A 16324-nucleotide genomic window follows, 5' to 3' on the forward strand; every position below is an offset into this window, starting at 1 on the left:
TTCCTGAGGAGACTATTGGTTTAACTCAAACGTCTTAGTTAAATTTTGACACTTAGGTTCTGACTCTGGTCAGCAAAATATATTTTGAAAATTAAATTTAACAGCTAAGTTATTAGTCCTGGGAAAAAACTAACTATATACTTTGATTGAAACTATAACGTCTTAGTTACTAGATTTTAGATCGAGCTGTGAGCGATCGCCGACTGAGCAGACTATTGCTTTAACTCAAACGTCTTAGTTAATTTGACACTTAACTTCTAAGTTGAGATTCATCACTCAATTTTATTGCTTTTGAAAATTCAACTTAACAAACAACTGTTTGGTTCCACCAGAAAACTAACTATATATTTTTATATAACTACAACGTCTTAGTTACTAGATTTTAGATAAAGATTTGAGCGATCGCCTACTGAGGAGACTATTGGTTTAACTCAAACGTCTTAGTTAAATTTTGACACTTAGGTTCTGACTCTGGTCAGCAAAATATATTTTGAAAATTAAATTTAACAGCTAAGTTATTAGTCCTGGGAAAAAATTAACTATATACTTTGATTGAAACTATAACGTCTTAGTTACTAGATTTTAGATAAAGATTTGAGCGATCGCCTACTGAGGAGACTATTGGTTTAACTCAAACGTCTTAGTTAAATTTTGACACTTAGGTTCTGACTCTGGTCAGCAAAATATATTTTGAAAATTAAATTTAACAGCTAAGTTATTAGTCCTGGGAAAAAACTAACTATATACTTTGATTGAAACTATAACGTCTTAGTTACTAGATTTTAGATCGAGCAGTGAGCGATCGCCCTTCTACTAACTATTAACTATATATTTGGACTTAACTACAACGTCTTAGTTATAAGACTTTAGATAAAGCTGTGAGCGATCGCCGACTGAGAAGACTATTGCTTCAACCCAAACGTCTTAGTTAAATTTTGACACTTAACTTCTGATTCGGGTAGGGAAAATTTATTTTTAAAATTCAACTTAACAGCCTACTTTTTAGTCCTAGGAGAAAACTGACTATGTACTTTGATTCAACTACAACGTCTTAGTTATAAGATTTTAGATAAAGCTTTGAGCGATAACCTTCTAAGGTAACTATATACTTTGATTAAACTACAACGTCTTAGTTATGAGATTTTAGATCGAGCTTTGAGCGCTCCCCTCCTGAGCAGACTATTAGTTTAACTCAAACGTCTTAGTTAAATTTTGACACTTAACTTCTGACTGGGGTAGGTAAAATTTATTTTGAAAATTCAACTTAACAGCCTACTTTTTAGTCCTGGGAGAAAACTGACTATATACTTTGACTTAACTACAACGTCTTAGTTACTAGATTTTAGATCGAGCAGTGAGCGATCGCCTTCTAAGCAGACTATTGGTTTCACTCAAACATCTTAGTTAAATTTTGATACTTAACTTCTGAGTGGGGTGGGTAAATACCACTTAGGGACTTCCAAATAAAAAAACATACAATTACCCGGAATTTATGGAGTAGGGAGCAGGTAGGGACGTTGCATGCAACGTCAGTACTCAGTAGGGAAATTAGGCAGCGAAATAAATAAGTCTAGTTCAAAAATCTGATAATTTATTTTTTGCTATTCCCTTAATTTATAGTTGAGCTCCACCACTCAATTTTATTGCTTTTGAAAATTCAACTTAGCATTAAACTTTTTACAACTCTCCTAAAAGACGAACATACTCTTTAGCAGTCTCTCTCCAAGTCCAATGAGAAAAGCGTGTATCTATTTCTTCAGCAGATAACCTCTTCCGAGGATTGAAAATGAATTTTTCCATACAATTTGCTAAAGCATCCACATCACCAATTGGGAAAAAATCTACTAGGTCGCTACATTTATAAAGATCTACCTGCTCTCGAAAAACTTCTAAATCTGACACAATAGCAGGTATTCCTCTAACAACTGCCTCCGATAAAGCTAAACCAAAACCTTCATATTTAGAAGGAAAAACTACACAAGAAGAATTCCTATACCATTTTTCCACATCTTCATCCGAACAATATCCTAACCCCTCAAAATATTCCTGCATTATATTTTGATTATTCTGAGATATTTCCTGACATTGATCCACATAATCAATATATTCTTGACTTTTCTTTTGCTGAGATAAAGTAATTTTTCCAGCAATCAAATTATCAGTCTCCTTACCAATCAAAACTATTTTAAACTTCAGGTTTTTCTGGGCAAGTTTTATCCCAGCTTTTAGTAAAGTTAAGTGGTCTTTGTAAACACCAAAAGAAGAAGGCAAATAAAAAATTGGCAAGTCGCCAATAGATTCATGGGAATTTTCTGCCAAACCCAATAACCTTTGTGAAGCATTTGACTTAGTAGGAAAACCTGAATTAGCTATAGTAATAATCTTGCTAGTAAACTCTGGAAAAACCGAGATAATATCTTGGCGAGTTTTTTCAGAAACGGTAAAAACAATATTAACCTTCTTCAGCCATTCCAATAGACTTAAATCATATTTCCTGACATAAGATTCTGGATAACTTAGAGGAGCAAATCTCCAGAATACATCATGGGTGACCATTGCTAAAGGAATATCAAGATCGGGTGGAGTTAATTGATTAGCTAAAAAGTACAAGCAATGAGTAGCTTGATAACGATTAGCTAAATATCTGATACTCAACTGACTCTGATATTTACGACTGAGACGCTTAAAAAACCTTTTAACTTTTTTCGCCTTAAAATTACTTGATAAAGACGAAAACTTCTTAATTATAGAAAGTATTCCAGATTGTAAAGATTTAGAGGGTAATGTAAATGATTCGTATTTAATTATTGGAGATTTCGGCAACTTTTCTTGAAAATGAGGAATATCTTTTTTTTGCAAAATTAATATTATTTCTTCTACTTCCTCAATTTCAATCCATTCTTCTACTGTTCCACAAATTACCCGTTCTACTCCACCTTTACGATAAAATTCTATAGGAAGTATCAGTTTCATGGTTGCTCCAAAATTTAATATTTTTTCTACCCCAAATTGATTAGCAACTCAACTAATTATTATGACGTTTTGCCAAAATATCTTTAAATAGTAAATTTATGATTATAGAGTTTAAAAGGGAGCTAAATTTCCATGTTGGTTTAAGTTACATAACATAAAGCTCCCTGAGAAAGACAGGGCAAAAACTCAATTTTTCCGTTAACTTTGTTCGCTCAAAGCCAATATTTTGAAATAAAGTCATAATGTCCAGCTTGCTCCGGTGGATACCATCCTTGCTCTATTTTTTCGATAATATTTGGCAAAGCTCCGATAAATTCTGGACTTCGGTCTTTAGGATGAATTGTCCATGCTTTGGGTGAGCTCATAGTTGCTCGTATATAGTTAGTTTTCTCTAACTGCATAGATACCATAACCTCCCAAGAATCCAACTTGCCTTTGCCAGTATAGTAGTTTAAGAGGGTTTTTAGACTTAGCGGTAGTCGATTAAGAAATTTGTTCTTGTAAGAACGCCACAAAATGGGCAATGGCAGTAACTTGTCAAAGCGTTTACGGTTAATCAGATAAACTCTACTGCTGAAAAATTGAAATTTATAGAACCCCCCTGCTTCTGGTTTTAGAGACTTATTTTGTTGGTACATAGTACCATCTTCAGTTGGCGGTCCTGTCAATGGTCTAATTGCCATTATTTCCGGATGTTGCTCCATTAACTTGATACCTTCGTCTATCCAACTATAGTCTGGTTGTTGATGTAGAAGCATATCACTGTCATAGTGCAACATATAATCTCCTGGTACAGATTCTATGTGAAAAATTGACCCCAAGATCGGATAACCTCTATAGTTATGGGTGGGTTTAATCCGATTACCAAAATGCTTTTGGTACATTTGTTTTTGATAAGTTTTGTCATAGTTAATATCCACAACTTTATCTACAATACCTTCACTTATCAGTTTCCTGCAGCAATCTCTCAATTCACTTAGAGTACCAACACCAGGACGCATAACTTTATCTCCAGATAGAGGTGCTGTATCCATACACAACACTTTTTGAATAAAATTAAAATTACTCATTCTAACTAGATGAGGAATCGTATGCATCATAAAAGGTATGTCTGTTCTTGCTACCAAAATTGAGAGTGAACAGGTGTTAGATAACATTAATTATGCCTCCTTATTAAAACTACCAGACAGAATATGAAAAAGTTTCACTTGACTTATTTTTACTACCCTGAAATATAATTTCAGTCAGGGTAATATGAAAGGTATTCCTGAGAAAAATTATCTCACATTTCATTATATAATCTTGATTTTCTTTCAATAAATATCTCCGAAAAAGGATAAAATTTATTACAGAGGTAGGCAAAAGACAAGAGGCAAAAGAGAAGAAATTTTCAGCATATTTGGCACTAAAAAACGCTGCAATGCTTACCACAGCTAATCCAGGCATATTATACCAATTTCAAAAATTTTAATTAAATCAATTGCAAGATATGAAATCAACAATTTCATCCCTCTATATCCCTATTCCCTATTCCCTGACTTCTGCAAGAAGTCTATTGCATATAAGGTCTCATAGAATGGTTTGACAAAAACCTTATATAATTTCTAGGGATATCTAATTATATGAATCAATATTTTTCAACCATAATGGTGCTACGTGTTCCCAAGTTTCATTTTTGACTTTTTCTTGAATTTCTTCCCTGATAGTTTCTAACTCTTGAGGATTCTTTAAAAGCTCTACAATTCTATAAGCTAAAGCCTCTTGAGTTTCTTTTGCCTGTGGATCGCCATCTACTTTTATACAATAATCTTTTTCCTTAATCGCTGCATAATTAGTAGTAACAGGAACGCACCCTACCATTGCCGACTCTCGCAATGAAATACAATCTATTTCTCCATACGAACACCCATAATAATGAATTACTGAAGTAGACTTTTCATACATTAATTGGTTGTGTCCGATACTACCATGCTCTATTACTCCTTGCTGCTGCATTAATTCCATCATTTTCTGTTTCCAAGGAATTTGTTTTTCAGTACTATCACGCTTAGTCCATCCATAGTAAATATTAAGTTCCGCCTCTGGAATTTCTCTTTTAATAATCTGCCATCCCCAGGTCAGCATAAATTCTAAACCTCGATAGTACCTGGAAGCATATACTAATTTATAGGGTTGTTTTTGGTTTTTAGTAAGCTCTAAAATAGAAGAATCTGCGCCATTATTAATAATTGCAAACTTATTATCGGGTAGTTCTGGTAATAGGTTACGTTGATAATAACTTTTGACAAAAATTTTATTATAGGGGTTTAAATATATAGGTTCAAATGTAACTACATCGTGCCAATCAAACCAGATTCTTTTGGCTTTAACATAAGAAGGTAACATCTTAGGATGTCGCCACATAATGAAAGTATCAAAAGTATCGTACCAGTTAATTTTTTCATAGTTAACATACTTAACTCCTCCATAAATACCCTCTTTATCTTCACAATTAGTGAAAACAGTAACATCATAACCTTGCTTGATCCATTCTCTAGTCAAAAAGAATACTGCACTATCTGAACCACTAGCACCCTTAGTTTTAATATCTGATTCTAGTACCAAAAAACGCTTTCCTAGATAATATACAATTGACTTGTCAGGCCATTTTTTAGCACTTAGTTTTTTAGTTAAATCCTTGGTGAAGGGGATTTTAGATTTGAGCCACTTTTTGAGATGTGTTAGCATAATATATTTAGGTACACACAATAAAATAAAGTAATAACTCTGTAAGGAGATTTTAGCTTTTTTTTCGACTATAGTATAAGACTTAATTTTTCAGATAATTCATTAACATAATCTTACTGGAGAGTACAAAGTTCTGCTAAAAAACGATTTGCTTATCTGACTGAAAGTCTTACTGGAAAGGGCTTACAGCACCTACAGGTATGAATGGATAGTTTCTAAGCTTGAGTTGCTGAAAGCCTTAGCTAGCAATAGTTATTCAAAGAACTTCGCACTGTCTAGTAATCTTATACTATAAGAAAAATAATCCTTGAACACACCCATTTCCATGTTAAGATCGTATCACAAAACTGTAGAACAAGTTCTCAGGCAGATTGTCAGTTACAAAGATTAAAACTAGATGGGAAAGCATAGTATAGTTTATCTGTCAAGAATGATGATGGATGAATTTCAACTAATACCATAAAAGGAAAATTAGTGGCATGGCAACTATCCTTAATAGATGGACAGATGGAAATAAAATATCTGTCAATCAATAAATAGATTGATTTTTGTACATCAAAAGGATGGTTATGATTACAGTTTTAATCCAATTTCCTTGAATACTCAAATACTAAGTTTTACTCTAAATTAACGTTATCTAATAAATAAAGTATGATCAATGAAAAAAGTAATTTTTCCACTGGATGTGACAGGTATCTTCTAGAGAACTTGGGAAATCTACCAAATATAATCTTGAATAGGATGAATGTTTGTGTTAACAGAACAAGGAAAATAGAAAAATTTACTGGGAGTAATTAACTGTGGTAATTAATAAACTACTGAATAATTTTAATTCTAAGTTAATTGGATTAAAACAAAGAATAACACCTAAAGTATGGTCAGAAAATTCTATTGTTTACTACACTGGTCACACTCCTTATGAATGGTCTCCGGAAAGTTTGAAAACTGGATTAGGAGGTGCTGATGCTAGAATAGTTTTTCTGGGCAGAGAATGGGTAAAGTTAGGTTATAAGGTTGCTGTCTATAATAACTGTGGCAATAAAGAAGGTGTCTATGATGGAGTAGAATATAATCACTATTCAAAATTTAATCCTTACGATAGTTTTGATACTTTAATTATGTGGCAATTTGCCTGGAGAATTAAGTTTCCCATTAAAGCTAAAAGAGTATGGCTAGATTTGGGTTCGGTATTGCTGCCTAGGGAAGTAACTTATGAAAAGTTAAAGCACTACGATAAAATTTTTTGTAAAAACAATTATCACCGTTCTTTACTTCCAGAAATACCTGACAATAAAATTGCTATTATCCCTAATGGAATAGAACCATCTTTTTCATCGCTCTATGAAAATCCTAAAGAGCTTCATAAAATTATCTATGCTTCTAATTACATTAGAGGGCTAGAAAGAATGTTAGAATTTGGCTGGCCGATTATTAAAAAAGAAATTCCATCAGCAGAACTGAATATTTACTATGGTTGGAGTAGTAAAGTAGAACCGGATTGGAAAGAAAAAATGTTAAAACTAATGGCACAACCAGGAGTAACTGAACGTGGAAAAGCCGGACGAGAACAACTAATGGAAGAAAAATCAACTTCATCTATTCATTATTATGGTTGTACTTTTAAAGAATTAGATTGTAATACAGTCCGGGAATCTGCCTTAGTTGGAGCAGTACCAGTAACAACAGATTATGCAGGATTAACAGACAAAAATTATTGTGTGAAAGTACCAGGCAACCCTTGCGAAAAAGAAACTCAAGAAGCATTAGCTTATCAAATAATAGAACTACTAAAAAATCCAGAACACATTCAAGAACTCCGACAAAAAAATGTTGAGTTAGTGAAAGATGAAACCTGGGAAAATGTAGCGAAGTTGTGGTTAAGTAAAATATCATAAGGAGGTATTAAAAAATAGATGGGGTGATGGGGTGATGGGGTGATGGGGGGAGAAAAGTATCTAATTAAATACGTTTACTCTCGTGAAATATCGATTGAATGGCAAATACAGAACTTCTCTACTTTTATCAAGTTTTATGTTAAGTAAAGATGTTTATAAAGTATAGCCTTCGATAGAGGATGAAAAAAAATATTCGCCATAGGTATTTCAAGCTGTATGCTTCAAAGGTTGGTAGTAATAACTGATAACTGATAACTGATAACTAATAACTAATAACTAATAACTGATAACTGAAATGATAATGCCAAATTTTTTATTAATAGGTGCTGCTAAGTCTGGTACTTCTTCTCTTTATTATTATCTGAAGCAACATCCTCAAATTTATATGCCAGCTTCTAGAGACCAAAAAGAACCTGATTTTTTTACTTTAGAAGGAGAAAGTAAAGAACGTATAGGTCCGAATGGTATTCATTTTATGGGGAATGCAATTACGGATTTAGAAAGCTACCAAGAATTATTTACTGGAGTGACAGATGAAATAGCAATTGGGGAAGCTTCTACTTCATATATATATAGTGAAAAAGCTCCACAGCGAATACATAACTATATACCTGATGCTAAAATAATTGCTATTCTTAGAGACCCAGCAGAAAGAGCTTTTTCTCACTTTTTATTTTCTCTAAGTAATGGTAGAGAACCGGAACCTGATTTTAAGAAAACACTAGAACAAGAAGATTGGCGAGTAGAGAATAATTGGAGTTTTCAATGGCATCATAAACGTCGAGGTTTTTATTATCTCCAACTCAAGCGTTATTTCGATCTATTTCCTGCTAGTAAAATTAAGGTTTGTTTGTACGAAGATATTAGAAAAGACCCTATTGCTTTAACTCAAGATATCTTTAAATTTTTGGGAGTAGATGATACTTTTGTTTTAAATGTGGCTAAAGTACATAATCCTACCAAAGTACCCAAAAATCAAACTCTTAATAGTTTACTAAATCGTCCGAATCCAATTAAAGATAGTTTGAAATTATTTATGCCGATGGGAATTCGGAAAAAAATAGCAGGGGTTCTCAAAAAGAAGAATTTAGGTAAACCAAAATTATCTCCAAAAATTAGAAAGCAATTAATTGCAGAATATCGGGAAGATATATTAAAACTTCAGGATTTAATCGGTAGAGATTTGTCAAAATGGTTAGAGGTTTAGAATAATCTAGTTGTGCAAAATTATTTTTGTATTTTGAAATTGGCTATTAATTAATCTTTCTTTGCTTTATATATTGCAAATTTCTCTAAATGTTAAATTAATTCTGCCAATTTACTTATTAGTTAGTTGATATGACGGATATGACAGACTTACCACCAATTTATTTTTATATTCCTGAATCTGAGTGGCGAGATGATATACCGGAGCGTCCAGGTATTTTTTGGGATGGTTTTGACAAAGGAATATTTATTTGGACAGCGCAAACCTATCTCTATCTTAAAGCAGATGGTTTTCCCTGTGAGTTAGTAAAAGCTATACCACATGAAGGAATTGTTATAGCTCATCGAGATTCTTTTCCCTATGAGCTTAGACCTACAGAAAAAGTATTAATGATATGTATAAAACCAGATAGAAATCCTCATCCTTATGCTCAGTTACAGATTGTACAAAATCGTCAAGATAGTAATTCCAAAAATTCTTACTATATGTCTCATTGGATACAACCAGGATTAATTCCTCGTCATCCTGAAAGAGGTGATTGCTTTGAAAATATTGGTTATTTTGGCGTTAGTCATAATTTAGCGCCAGAATTAAAGGCAACTTCCTGGTCAAAACAATTAGAAGAGTTAGGGTTAAGTTGGGAAATTATGCCTCAAAATCGTTGGCATGATTATAGTAATATTGATGCTATTGTAGCTGTTCGTAATTTTCAAAAGCAAGATTATACTGATAAACCAGCTACTAAACTTTGTAATGCTTGGCACGCTGGTGTACCTGCAATTTTAGGACAAGAATCAGCTTTTCAGTCAGAAAGAAAAAGTGAGTTTGACTATTTTGAGGTTGGTTCCGTTGATGATGCTATTACTGTGTTGAAGTGTCTGAAAGACGATCCTCAATTGTGTCAAAAAATGAGAGAAAATGGTAAATATCGATCGCAGGAAACTGCCCCTCAAAATACTGTTAAACAATGGCGTGATTTTCTTAAAGATGTTGCTATACCTGAATACAAACGTTGGTGTAGTTTATCATCTTGGAGAAAATCTATCTATTTACAAAAATGTTTTTTGAATATTAGACTTAATAGCTTAAAAAACCGTATTTCTGGTTTCCGATCTCAGTAATTATTCCTATCAAAAACAGGAAATAAAAACAATTGATTAATTTAGAGATAAAGTGTAAAAGTAGGTTAAATTAGTATTGCAAACAATGATTGATATAATCAATAGCAGTAATTCAAATTTATTTTGATGATCCAAAAATAGAGTCTCTAGCCTCCCTATTGCTTGAAGTGAGGTTCTCAAAAATAAAGATTTAGGTAAATCAAAACTGTCTCTAAATATGAGAAAGCAAAAATTTATGACTACCAGGAAGATATATTTAAAGTTTCAAGATTTAATTGGTAGAGATTTATCAAAATGATTAAAAATTTACCAAAATTAAAGATTAATTTATTAATCTTACCAAACTAATAAAGTCTTAAACCTCCCTACTTATTAGAGGTAGTGATAACTAATAACTAAAATGAGTGATTTACCCCCAATATATTTTTATCTTCCCCAAAAAGATTGGTTAGACAATATGCCAGAACAACCAGATGTTTACTGGGAACAATTTGGCAAAGGAATATACTGTTGGACTTTACAAACCTATCTTTATCTTAAAGCAGATGGATTTCCTTGTAGCTTAGTTGGAACTATACCAGATGAAGGAATTGTTATAGCTCATCGAGATTCTTTTCCTTACGGACTAAGACCAACGCCAAAGGTTTTAATGGTTTGTATTAAACCAGATCGAAATTCTCATCCTTATGCTCAGTTGCAAGTTGTCCAAAATCCTCAAGATGCCAAAAATTTGAAAAATAGTTATTACATACCCCTATGGAGACAACCAGGATTAATTCCCCGTCATCCTGAAAGGGGCGACCGCTTTGAGAATATAGGTTATTTTGGCATTAGCCATAATTTAGCGCGAGAAATAAAGGCTACTTCTTGGTCAAAACAATTAGAAGAGTTAGGGTTAAATTGGCAAATTATCCCTAAAAATCGCTGGCATGATTATAGTAATATTGATGCTATTGTGGCTGTTCGTAATTTTCAACAGCAAGATTATACCCAAAAACCAGCTACTAAACTTTATAATGCTTGGCACGCTGGTGTACCTGCAATTTTAGGAAAAGAATCAGCTTTTCAGTCAGAAAGAAAAAATGAGTTTGATTATTTTGAGGTTAGTTCTATAGATGATGCTATTAATGTTTTGAAGCGTCTTAAAGATAATCCTCAATTGTGTCAAAAAGTTAGAGAAAATAGTCAAATTCGTGCGCAGGAAGTTGACCCTCAAAATGTTTTAATGCAATGGCGTAGTTTTCTAACTAATACTGCTGTTCCTAAGTACCAGCTTTGGTGTCGTTCTTCTCAATTATCTCAGCAATTATATTGGCAGAAGTGTTATTTATCAATTAAACTGGAGGCGTTGAAACGTAAATTAATCCCAACAAATTTGAGGATATATCTTTAAATTCAGAACTTAATAAATATGAAAGTTTCATACTTTATTCAAACTCATAAAAACCCAGAACAGATTTACAGGTTGGTCAGAACTATTAAGAAATCAAAACCTGACGCACAAATTATTATTGGTCATGATTTCACCAGTAACAAACTAGATATTACACCACTCGAAAAATTATCAAACATCCATTTATTACCAGGAAAAAAGAAATCCATTCGAGGAGATTTTTCTTTAATAAGACCTTATCTCAATGCAATTAACTGGTTATGCGATCGTAATGATGATTTTGATTGGTTAATTTATATTTCTGGGCAAGATTACCTAACTGAGTCTCCTGCTAATATAGAATCATTTTTGAAAAAAACGGAATACGATGGATTTATTAAGTATTGGGATATATCAGAACGCTTTCCTGAAAATAATATGATGCGTTATCTTCACCAATACTATCGATTACCTGACTCCCTTCAATGGTTATTCCAAATAATAATAAAATATAGAACATTAATACAAAAATATACCCCTTTTAAATTTTATCCTGCATACGGTTCAGTAATTGGAATTGCAGCTAAATCCACACCATTTAATGAAAAATTCATTTGTTATCGTGGATATCAATGGCAAACTCTATCTAGAAAATGTGTATTGTACATTAAAAAATTTGTGGATGAAAATCCAGAATTTGTCAGCTATTTAAAAAAAACAATTGCTCCTGATGAATCATTTATTCAAACAATATTAGTTAATAGTGGCTTATTTAATCTTTGTAACGATAATAAGCGTTATTTCAAATTTTCGGGAAGAGGAGGAGGCCATCCACTAATAATTACTAAGGATGAATATTCACAAATAACTAATGGTGATTTTCATTTTGCTAGAAAGTTTGACCCAGAGGTAGATAGTGAAATTTTAGATATCTTAGATAATAGCATATTATCAAGTTAAGAGGAGTATCTTTCTAAAGCGGTCAACTAATTTTTAGCTAATATTTTCATTCTTAAATTAGTGCCAAAATCAACCCTAAATATCTAATGATTTAGCCTAGCTAACATCTAGAAACAGTTGCATTAAAGATTTAATTTTTTTAACAGTTCATCAGCATCTACAATAAAACTAGGAACATCTTTTCCACCTTTGCTATTACAACACCAATATTTATACATATGATTCAAAGATTTTGAAAGGTAATAGTAGTGAGAAATTACATAAGAGGTAGGGAATATTTCTAAAACATTGATTTGAGAGGAAAAAATTATGTTAACTAACCCCGCTCCATGTACTCCTATTACATAATCAGCATCATAAAAAAGTTCTATTTGTTCTGCAATTGACATTTCTTCAAGAAAGTATTTTTTTAATCCATGAATTGCTAAACGATCTAGTATTTCATCTTCATTGAGGATATGACGATAAGAAGAATTTTTTCTAGAAATAAAAATGCGATTAATTTTATTTCTCTCTCTATTCGGTTTAATTTTATTAATGAAAAATTCTAAATATTCTGACGGTAGATAACCAGCATTAGAACTTGTCAATAATTTGGGAAATATCAGTTTTTCTAACAAATAAAAGTTGTTGGGTTTTACGAGAAAGATTTTAGCATTTTCTGGCAGTAGTTTTTTGAGGTAGAAATCTTCTAATGATGTTAAGTCGCTAGAAACTAATAGCTTAATTTCTGGAATTTTTCTATACTCATCTTGATGAAGAAGATAGAGTCGTGGAATATTGTCTATGAGAGAATGATAGTAATTTTTATAAGATTTATATGTTCTAAAAATACTATAAGTACCTTGCAACTTCTCAGGTTTGTTGAAATATAAGGACTTTAAGTTAATTTTTTTAATATTTTTTAGTTGATTGTCATATATCAGAGAATCAGCAATCAATTGACGGGAATTTGTAAAGAAAAGATTGTATTTAGAAGACCAATAAATTACCTTTTCAAGAGTAACACTGTAAATATTTGGAACAGAGTAATTTTGATTGATTAAGTGTTTTTAATTAGCCAGCAACCGCATTTATTTGATTTCTGGAGTGGCAGTAACTTGTTCTGAAATAGGAGAAATTTTTTGTAAATTTTGTCTTTTAGACAACGCATCAATTGAAATTGTTTTAATTAACAATTTCAGCAAAATTGTTTGGAATGAATTTTTCCACTTAATTGATTTTTGTAAAAAAAACATTAATTATCCTTTGAGTTTATCTATATTTGGACATAACACTATAATCTTAATTTCAATATTCTTTATGTATTTAATTCTCTCAGGAAATTATCAAAATATTTCTGGTAGTGCCTGTGCGAAAGTGTGGGAATGATAAGATGATTATTGTCCCTAAATACTTTCAATCATTATGGAATGTCCTCTGTGTGGCCATCAGAAAACTCGGCTATCATGGAAAAACCAGTAAAGGAAGTCAACGATATTACTGTCCTGAATGCCTACAAACTTTCACCAAGACTTTTGACACGCTGTACGCTTCGTAGAAAAATTCAACCGGAACAAATGCGTATGGTTCTACAGGCTCACCTTGAGGGTAGTAGTTTAAGAGGCGATAAGTTGAACAGTGAATCTGGCTTATAATACGGTGGTTAGTTTACTCAGAGCTGCTGCTGAAAAAGGACAAATGATTCATAATGCTCATGTCCAGAATATCGATACCTTACAAATCACCAGTGATGAGTTTTGGTCATTCGTCTAAAAAAAACAAAAACAGTGCCAGTTTCAGGAATTAACAGAAGGGGATTGTTGGGTTGGCATGACTCAAGCATCATCGAGTGGATTAATTCTAAGTACCAGAGTCGGTAAACATACTGACCATTTCCCATACGGAATTGATCTTCAACACAGAAGGAAAAACTAGCTGTAAACAATGGCATACTGAATGATTGGGGAGGGTATGACTAGTTCATACCCCCAGAAGTAGAACACATCATTGGTAAATACCAGATACAGCAATTGGAACGGACAAATGGAATTATCAGACAGCAGATCGGTCTATGGCATCGCCGACAGAATAAATTTGGCAAGCTCTGGCAACAAACTGAGGTAACAGTAAGGTTGGCATTTCGGTTGTCGCCGACATTAAACGGGAAGCGTGGCCTCAGCTGTATCGCCTACTTTAATTGGAATTGGATTTGGGTTCATAGTCGCAATAACAATACTGCTGTCCAAAGAGCTGGGTTGGCGTTGGCGGAGCAAGTGCGGCAGCTATATCGCTCCTTGGAAGTGGAATTATCTGATTACCTATCTCACACTTTGCTGATGCACTACCATATTTCTTTAATTCCACTCAAAAGGTTTATTGGTTTCTCCCGCAATACGCTCAAATATTTCTAGTTTTTCTGATGACAACTCTTTCTGCCAACGTAAATCTAACTTTAACTTCAAACCCATATTTTCATAGTAATCTCCCTGACGTTGTTGAACCTGATTTTGAATTGCTCTACCTTCTTCATTTCTATACTTTAAAATTAAGGAACGAGTTCCTGTATTTCCAGCAATAGGGTGGTGGTCATGTTTCCAATATTGAGCCATTTCTGGCACATATTTGATCTGTAAAAGCTGACATAAATTTTGTAAGGTTTTCTGATTTTCTGTAATAAATTTCTCGTAACGAACAACCATTTTACGTTCAGAAGGAAACCTATCAAAAAATTCATTAGTTTTTTTAATTCTTTTAGCCCATTGATGACTAAATTCTGTAGCTGTAAGTCCAGGAGTAATTCTCAATTTTGAACTCATAGTAGCTCTACCATCACGAACCATGTGAATGAGATAATTTTGAATTTTTCCCGCAGTAAACTCTTTAGCTTTGTATCGTTCTTTTACCCAATCAACTTCTTTACTCGAATCAATTAAAACTGTTTCAGATAGTTTCTCGAAAATGGATGAATAGATATTAAATACTCCATCTAGATGAAAAATTTCTCTAACTTTTTTTTCTAACTGAAGGGGAATTAATGGATTTAATCGAGTGTTACCTAAAACCGCAGTTAATCTATCTAGTTCTGTTTTCGTAAATTGTTGTTCCCAAAATGAGCAAGTATCGGAACAAATACCACAAAGAGCTTGCTTTTTGTTATAATATCGATATAGTTTACTGATTTCTCCTAGTGCAAAACATTCAGGGTGACTGCCCAAAATCAACATCAATAATGTTGAACCTGTTCTACCACTACCTATAATAGATACAACTTTTTTAGTCATTTACTCCTCATTCATTTCCTAGCTTTTTTATACTGAAACAAAAACTTAAAAATTGTAATTAAAATACTTAATATCTTTATGATATCTTTCTTGAACTATTTCACGGATTTCATCATTATAATATTCTTGATAATTCCTGTGTTTGGGTTTATGTGTGACATGAGGTAATTCTAGATGTGATAAATTTAAGTTGCTCTTAACTTGATTAAAATCATTCTCTAAAGATTCAAATTTGCCAATAAAATCTACTATTATTTTTCCCTCTTCATCCACCAAATAGTCTAATTGATTTCTCATATTCTTGATATTGTCTCTGTGACTATTTTTGATAAAATCTTCAAAGCTATTGCAGTTTTTCAAGACATAAGCATAAAACTTACTGTGATCTAGACGATTAAGGTATCGATATTTTCTGTAGTTTCTAACAATTTTGTGCCATCAATTATAATTAGAGTAATTTTAGCTCATTTTTTCATCTAAACAAAATCCTAAAATCATGCTATACCAAGATACTAATCTATCCCAAGGATTTCTCACAAAGGCGAATTTATAATATTCATTCCATTTATCAACTCCCAATATATCTCGACCTGTTATGGCAGAACCATGTTTATGCTGAGTAACAAGTTTTTCTAAGTCAGGTACATTTTTCTTTAAAGTTTCTGTCAAACTTTGTCCTGCTGTTTTTTGTACATGAACAAAAATAAATTGGTGGTGGTGCATAGTAATGGTAAAGGAAGCACCAGGAGTGTGGGGAGATGGGGAGATGGGGAGATGGGGAGATGGGGAGATGGGGAGATGGGGAG

11 protein-coding genes and 2 pseudogenes are annotated in these 16324 nt (G+C 32.7%); 6 read left to right on the forward strand and 7 right to left on the reverse strand.

The window, feature by feature from the left end; genetic code table 11:
- Positions 1-1677 precede the first annotated feature (1677 nt).
- The 3 genes from ACP6PM_RS19945 to ACP6PM_RS19955 all read right to left on the reverse strand — a co-directional run bounded on the left by ACP6PM_RS19945 (position 1678) and on the right by ACP6PM_RS19955 (position 5577).
- Complete coding sequence (locus ACP6PM_RS19945; protein WP_426587681.1) at positions 1678-2973, reverse strand: glycosyltransferase; 1296 nt, start codon at positions 2971-2973, stop codon at positions 1678-1680.
- 212 nt (positions 2974-3185) lie between these two features.
- A complete protein-coding gene (locus ACP6PM_RS19950; protein ID WP_426587682.1) occupies positions 3186-4130 on the reverse strand; it encodes a hypothetical protein in 945 nt (314 codons plus the stop codon).
- A gap of 457 nt (positions 4131-4587) precedes the next feature.
- On the reverse strand, positions 4588-5577 hold the full coding sequence (locus ACP6PM_RS19955; RefSeq protein WP_426587684.1) for a glycosyltransferase family protein: 990 nt from the start codon (positions 5575-5577) through the stop codon (positions 4588-4590).
- A gap of 923 nt (positions 5578-6500) precedes the next feature.
- Between ACP6PM_RS19955 and ACP6PM_RS19960 the strand changes: the two genes are divergently transcribed.
- The 5 genes from ACP6PM_RS19960 (at position 6501) to ACP6PM_RS19980 (ending at position 12255) form a co-directional block, all read left to right on the forward strand.
- The gene (locus ACP6PM_RS19960) at positions 6501-7595 is read left to right on the forward strand and encodes a glycosyltransferase family protein (protein ID WP_426587686.1); all 1095 of its coding nucleotides are present in this window, start codon (positions 6501-6503) and stop codon (positions 7593-7595) included.
- Positions 7596-7890: 295 nt separating this feature from the next.
- Complete coding sequence (locus ACP6PM_RS19965) at positions 7891-8802, forward strand: sulfotransferase (RefSeq protein WP_426587688.1); 912 nt, start codon at positions 7891-7893, stop codon at positions 8800-8802.
- A 131-nt stretch (positions 8803-8933) separates the two neighbouring features.
- Positions 8934-9923: a hypothetical protein gene (locus ACP6PM_RS19970; RefSeq protein WP_426587690.1), complete on the forward strand. Its 990-nt coding sequence runs from the start codon at positions 8934-8936 to the stop codon at positions 9921-9923.
- A 400-nt stretch (positions 9924-10323) separates the two neighbouring features.
- Complete coding sequence (locus tag ACP6PM_RS19975; RefSeq protein ID WP_426587691.1) at positions 10324-11316, forward strand: hypothetical protein; 993 nt, start codon at positions 10324-10326, stop codon at positions 11314-11316.
- An 18-nt stretch (positions 11317-11334) separates the two neighbouring features.
- On the forward strand, positions 11335-12255 hold the full coding sequence (locus tag ACP6PM_RS19980; RefSeq protein WP_426587693.1) for a beta-1,6-N-acetylglucosaminyltransferase: 921 nt from the start codon (positions 11335-11337) through the stop codon (positions 12253-12255).
- Between the two features lie 122 nt (positions 12256-12377).
- Here ACP6PM_RS19980 and ACP6PM_RS19985 read toward each other — a convergent pair whose 3' ends face one another.
- On the reverse strand, positions 12378-13196 hold the full coding sequence (locus tag ACP6PM_RS19985; RefSeq protein WP_426587694.1) for a glycosyltransferase family 61 protein: 819 nt from the start codon (positions 13194-13196) through the stop codon (positions 12378-12380).
- 132 nt (positions 13197-13328) lie between these two features.
- A complete protein-coding gene (locus ACP6PM_RS19990; RefSeq protein ID WP_426587696.1) occupies positions 13329-13493 on the reverse strand; it encodes a hypothetical protein in 165 nt (54 codons plus the stop codon).
- A gap of 154 nt (positions 13494-13647) precedes the next feature.
- On the opposite strand from ACP6PM_RS19990, the pseudogene ACP6PM_RS19995 reads away from it, so the two are divergent.
- Positions 13648-14574: pseudogene (locus ACP6PM_RS19995) on the forward strand (IS1 family transposase).
- Between the two features lie 17 nt (positions 14575-14591).
- Here ACP6PM_RS19995 and ACP6PM_RS20000 read toward each other — a convergent pair.
- A complete protein-coding gene (locus ACP6PM_RS20000; RefSeq protein WP_426587697.1) occupies positions 14592-15518 on the reverse strand; it encodes a sulfotransferase family protein in 927 nt (308 codons plus the stop codon).
- A 45-nt stretch (positions 15519-15563) separates the two neighbouring features.
- Positions 15564-16241, reverse strand: a pseudogene (locus ACP6PM_RS20005) (sulfotransferase family 2 domain-containing protein).
- Positions 16242-16324 lie beyond the last annotated feature (83 nt).

This window comes from Dapis brunnea BLCC-M229 (genome assembly GCF_050015995.1).
In the GTDB taxonomy this organism is placed as follows: Bacteria; Cyanobacteriota; Cyanobacteriia; order Cyanobacteriales; family Microcoleaceae; genus Trichodesmium.

Bases quoted from the DNA above. Each gene is read 5' to 3' on its own strand.
- ACP6PM_RS19950 (WP_426587682.1), bottom strand. From the start codon at position 4,130: ATGTTATCTAACACCTGTTCACTCTCAATTTTGGTAGCAAGAACAGAC.
- ACP6PM_RS20000 (WP_426587697.1), bottom strand. From the start codon at position 15,518: ATGACTAAAAAAGTTGTATCTATTATAGGTAGTGGTAGAACAGGTTCA.
- ACP6PM_RS19965 (WP_426587688.1), top strand. From the start codon at position 7,891: ATGATAATGCCAAATTTTTTATTAATAGGTGCTGCTAAGTCTGGTACT.
- ACP6PM_RS19975 (WP_426587691.1), top strand. From the start codon at position 10,324: ATGAGTGATTTACCCCCAATATATTTTTATCTTCCCCAAAAAGATTGG.
- ACP6PM_RS19990 (WP_426587696.1), bottom strand. From the start codon at position 13,493: ATGTTTTTTTTACAAAAATCAATTAAGTGGAAAAATTCATTCCAAACA.
- ACP6PM_RS19980 (WP_426587693.1), top strand. From the start codon at position 11,335: ATGAAAGTTTCATACTTTATTCAAACTCATAAAAACCCAGAACAGATT.
- ACP6PM_RS19970 (WP_426587690.1), top strand. From the start codon at position 8,934: ATGACGGATATGACAGACTTACCACCAATTTATTTTTATATTCCTGAA.
- ACP6PM_RS19945 (WP_426587681.1), bottom strand. From the start codon at position 2,973: ATGAAACTGATACTTCCTATAGAATTTTATCGTAAAGGTGGAGTAGAA.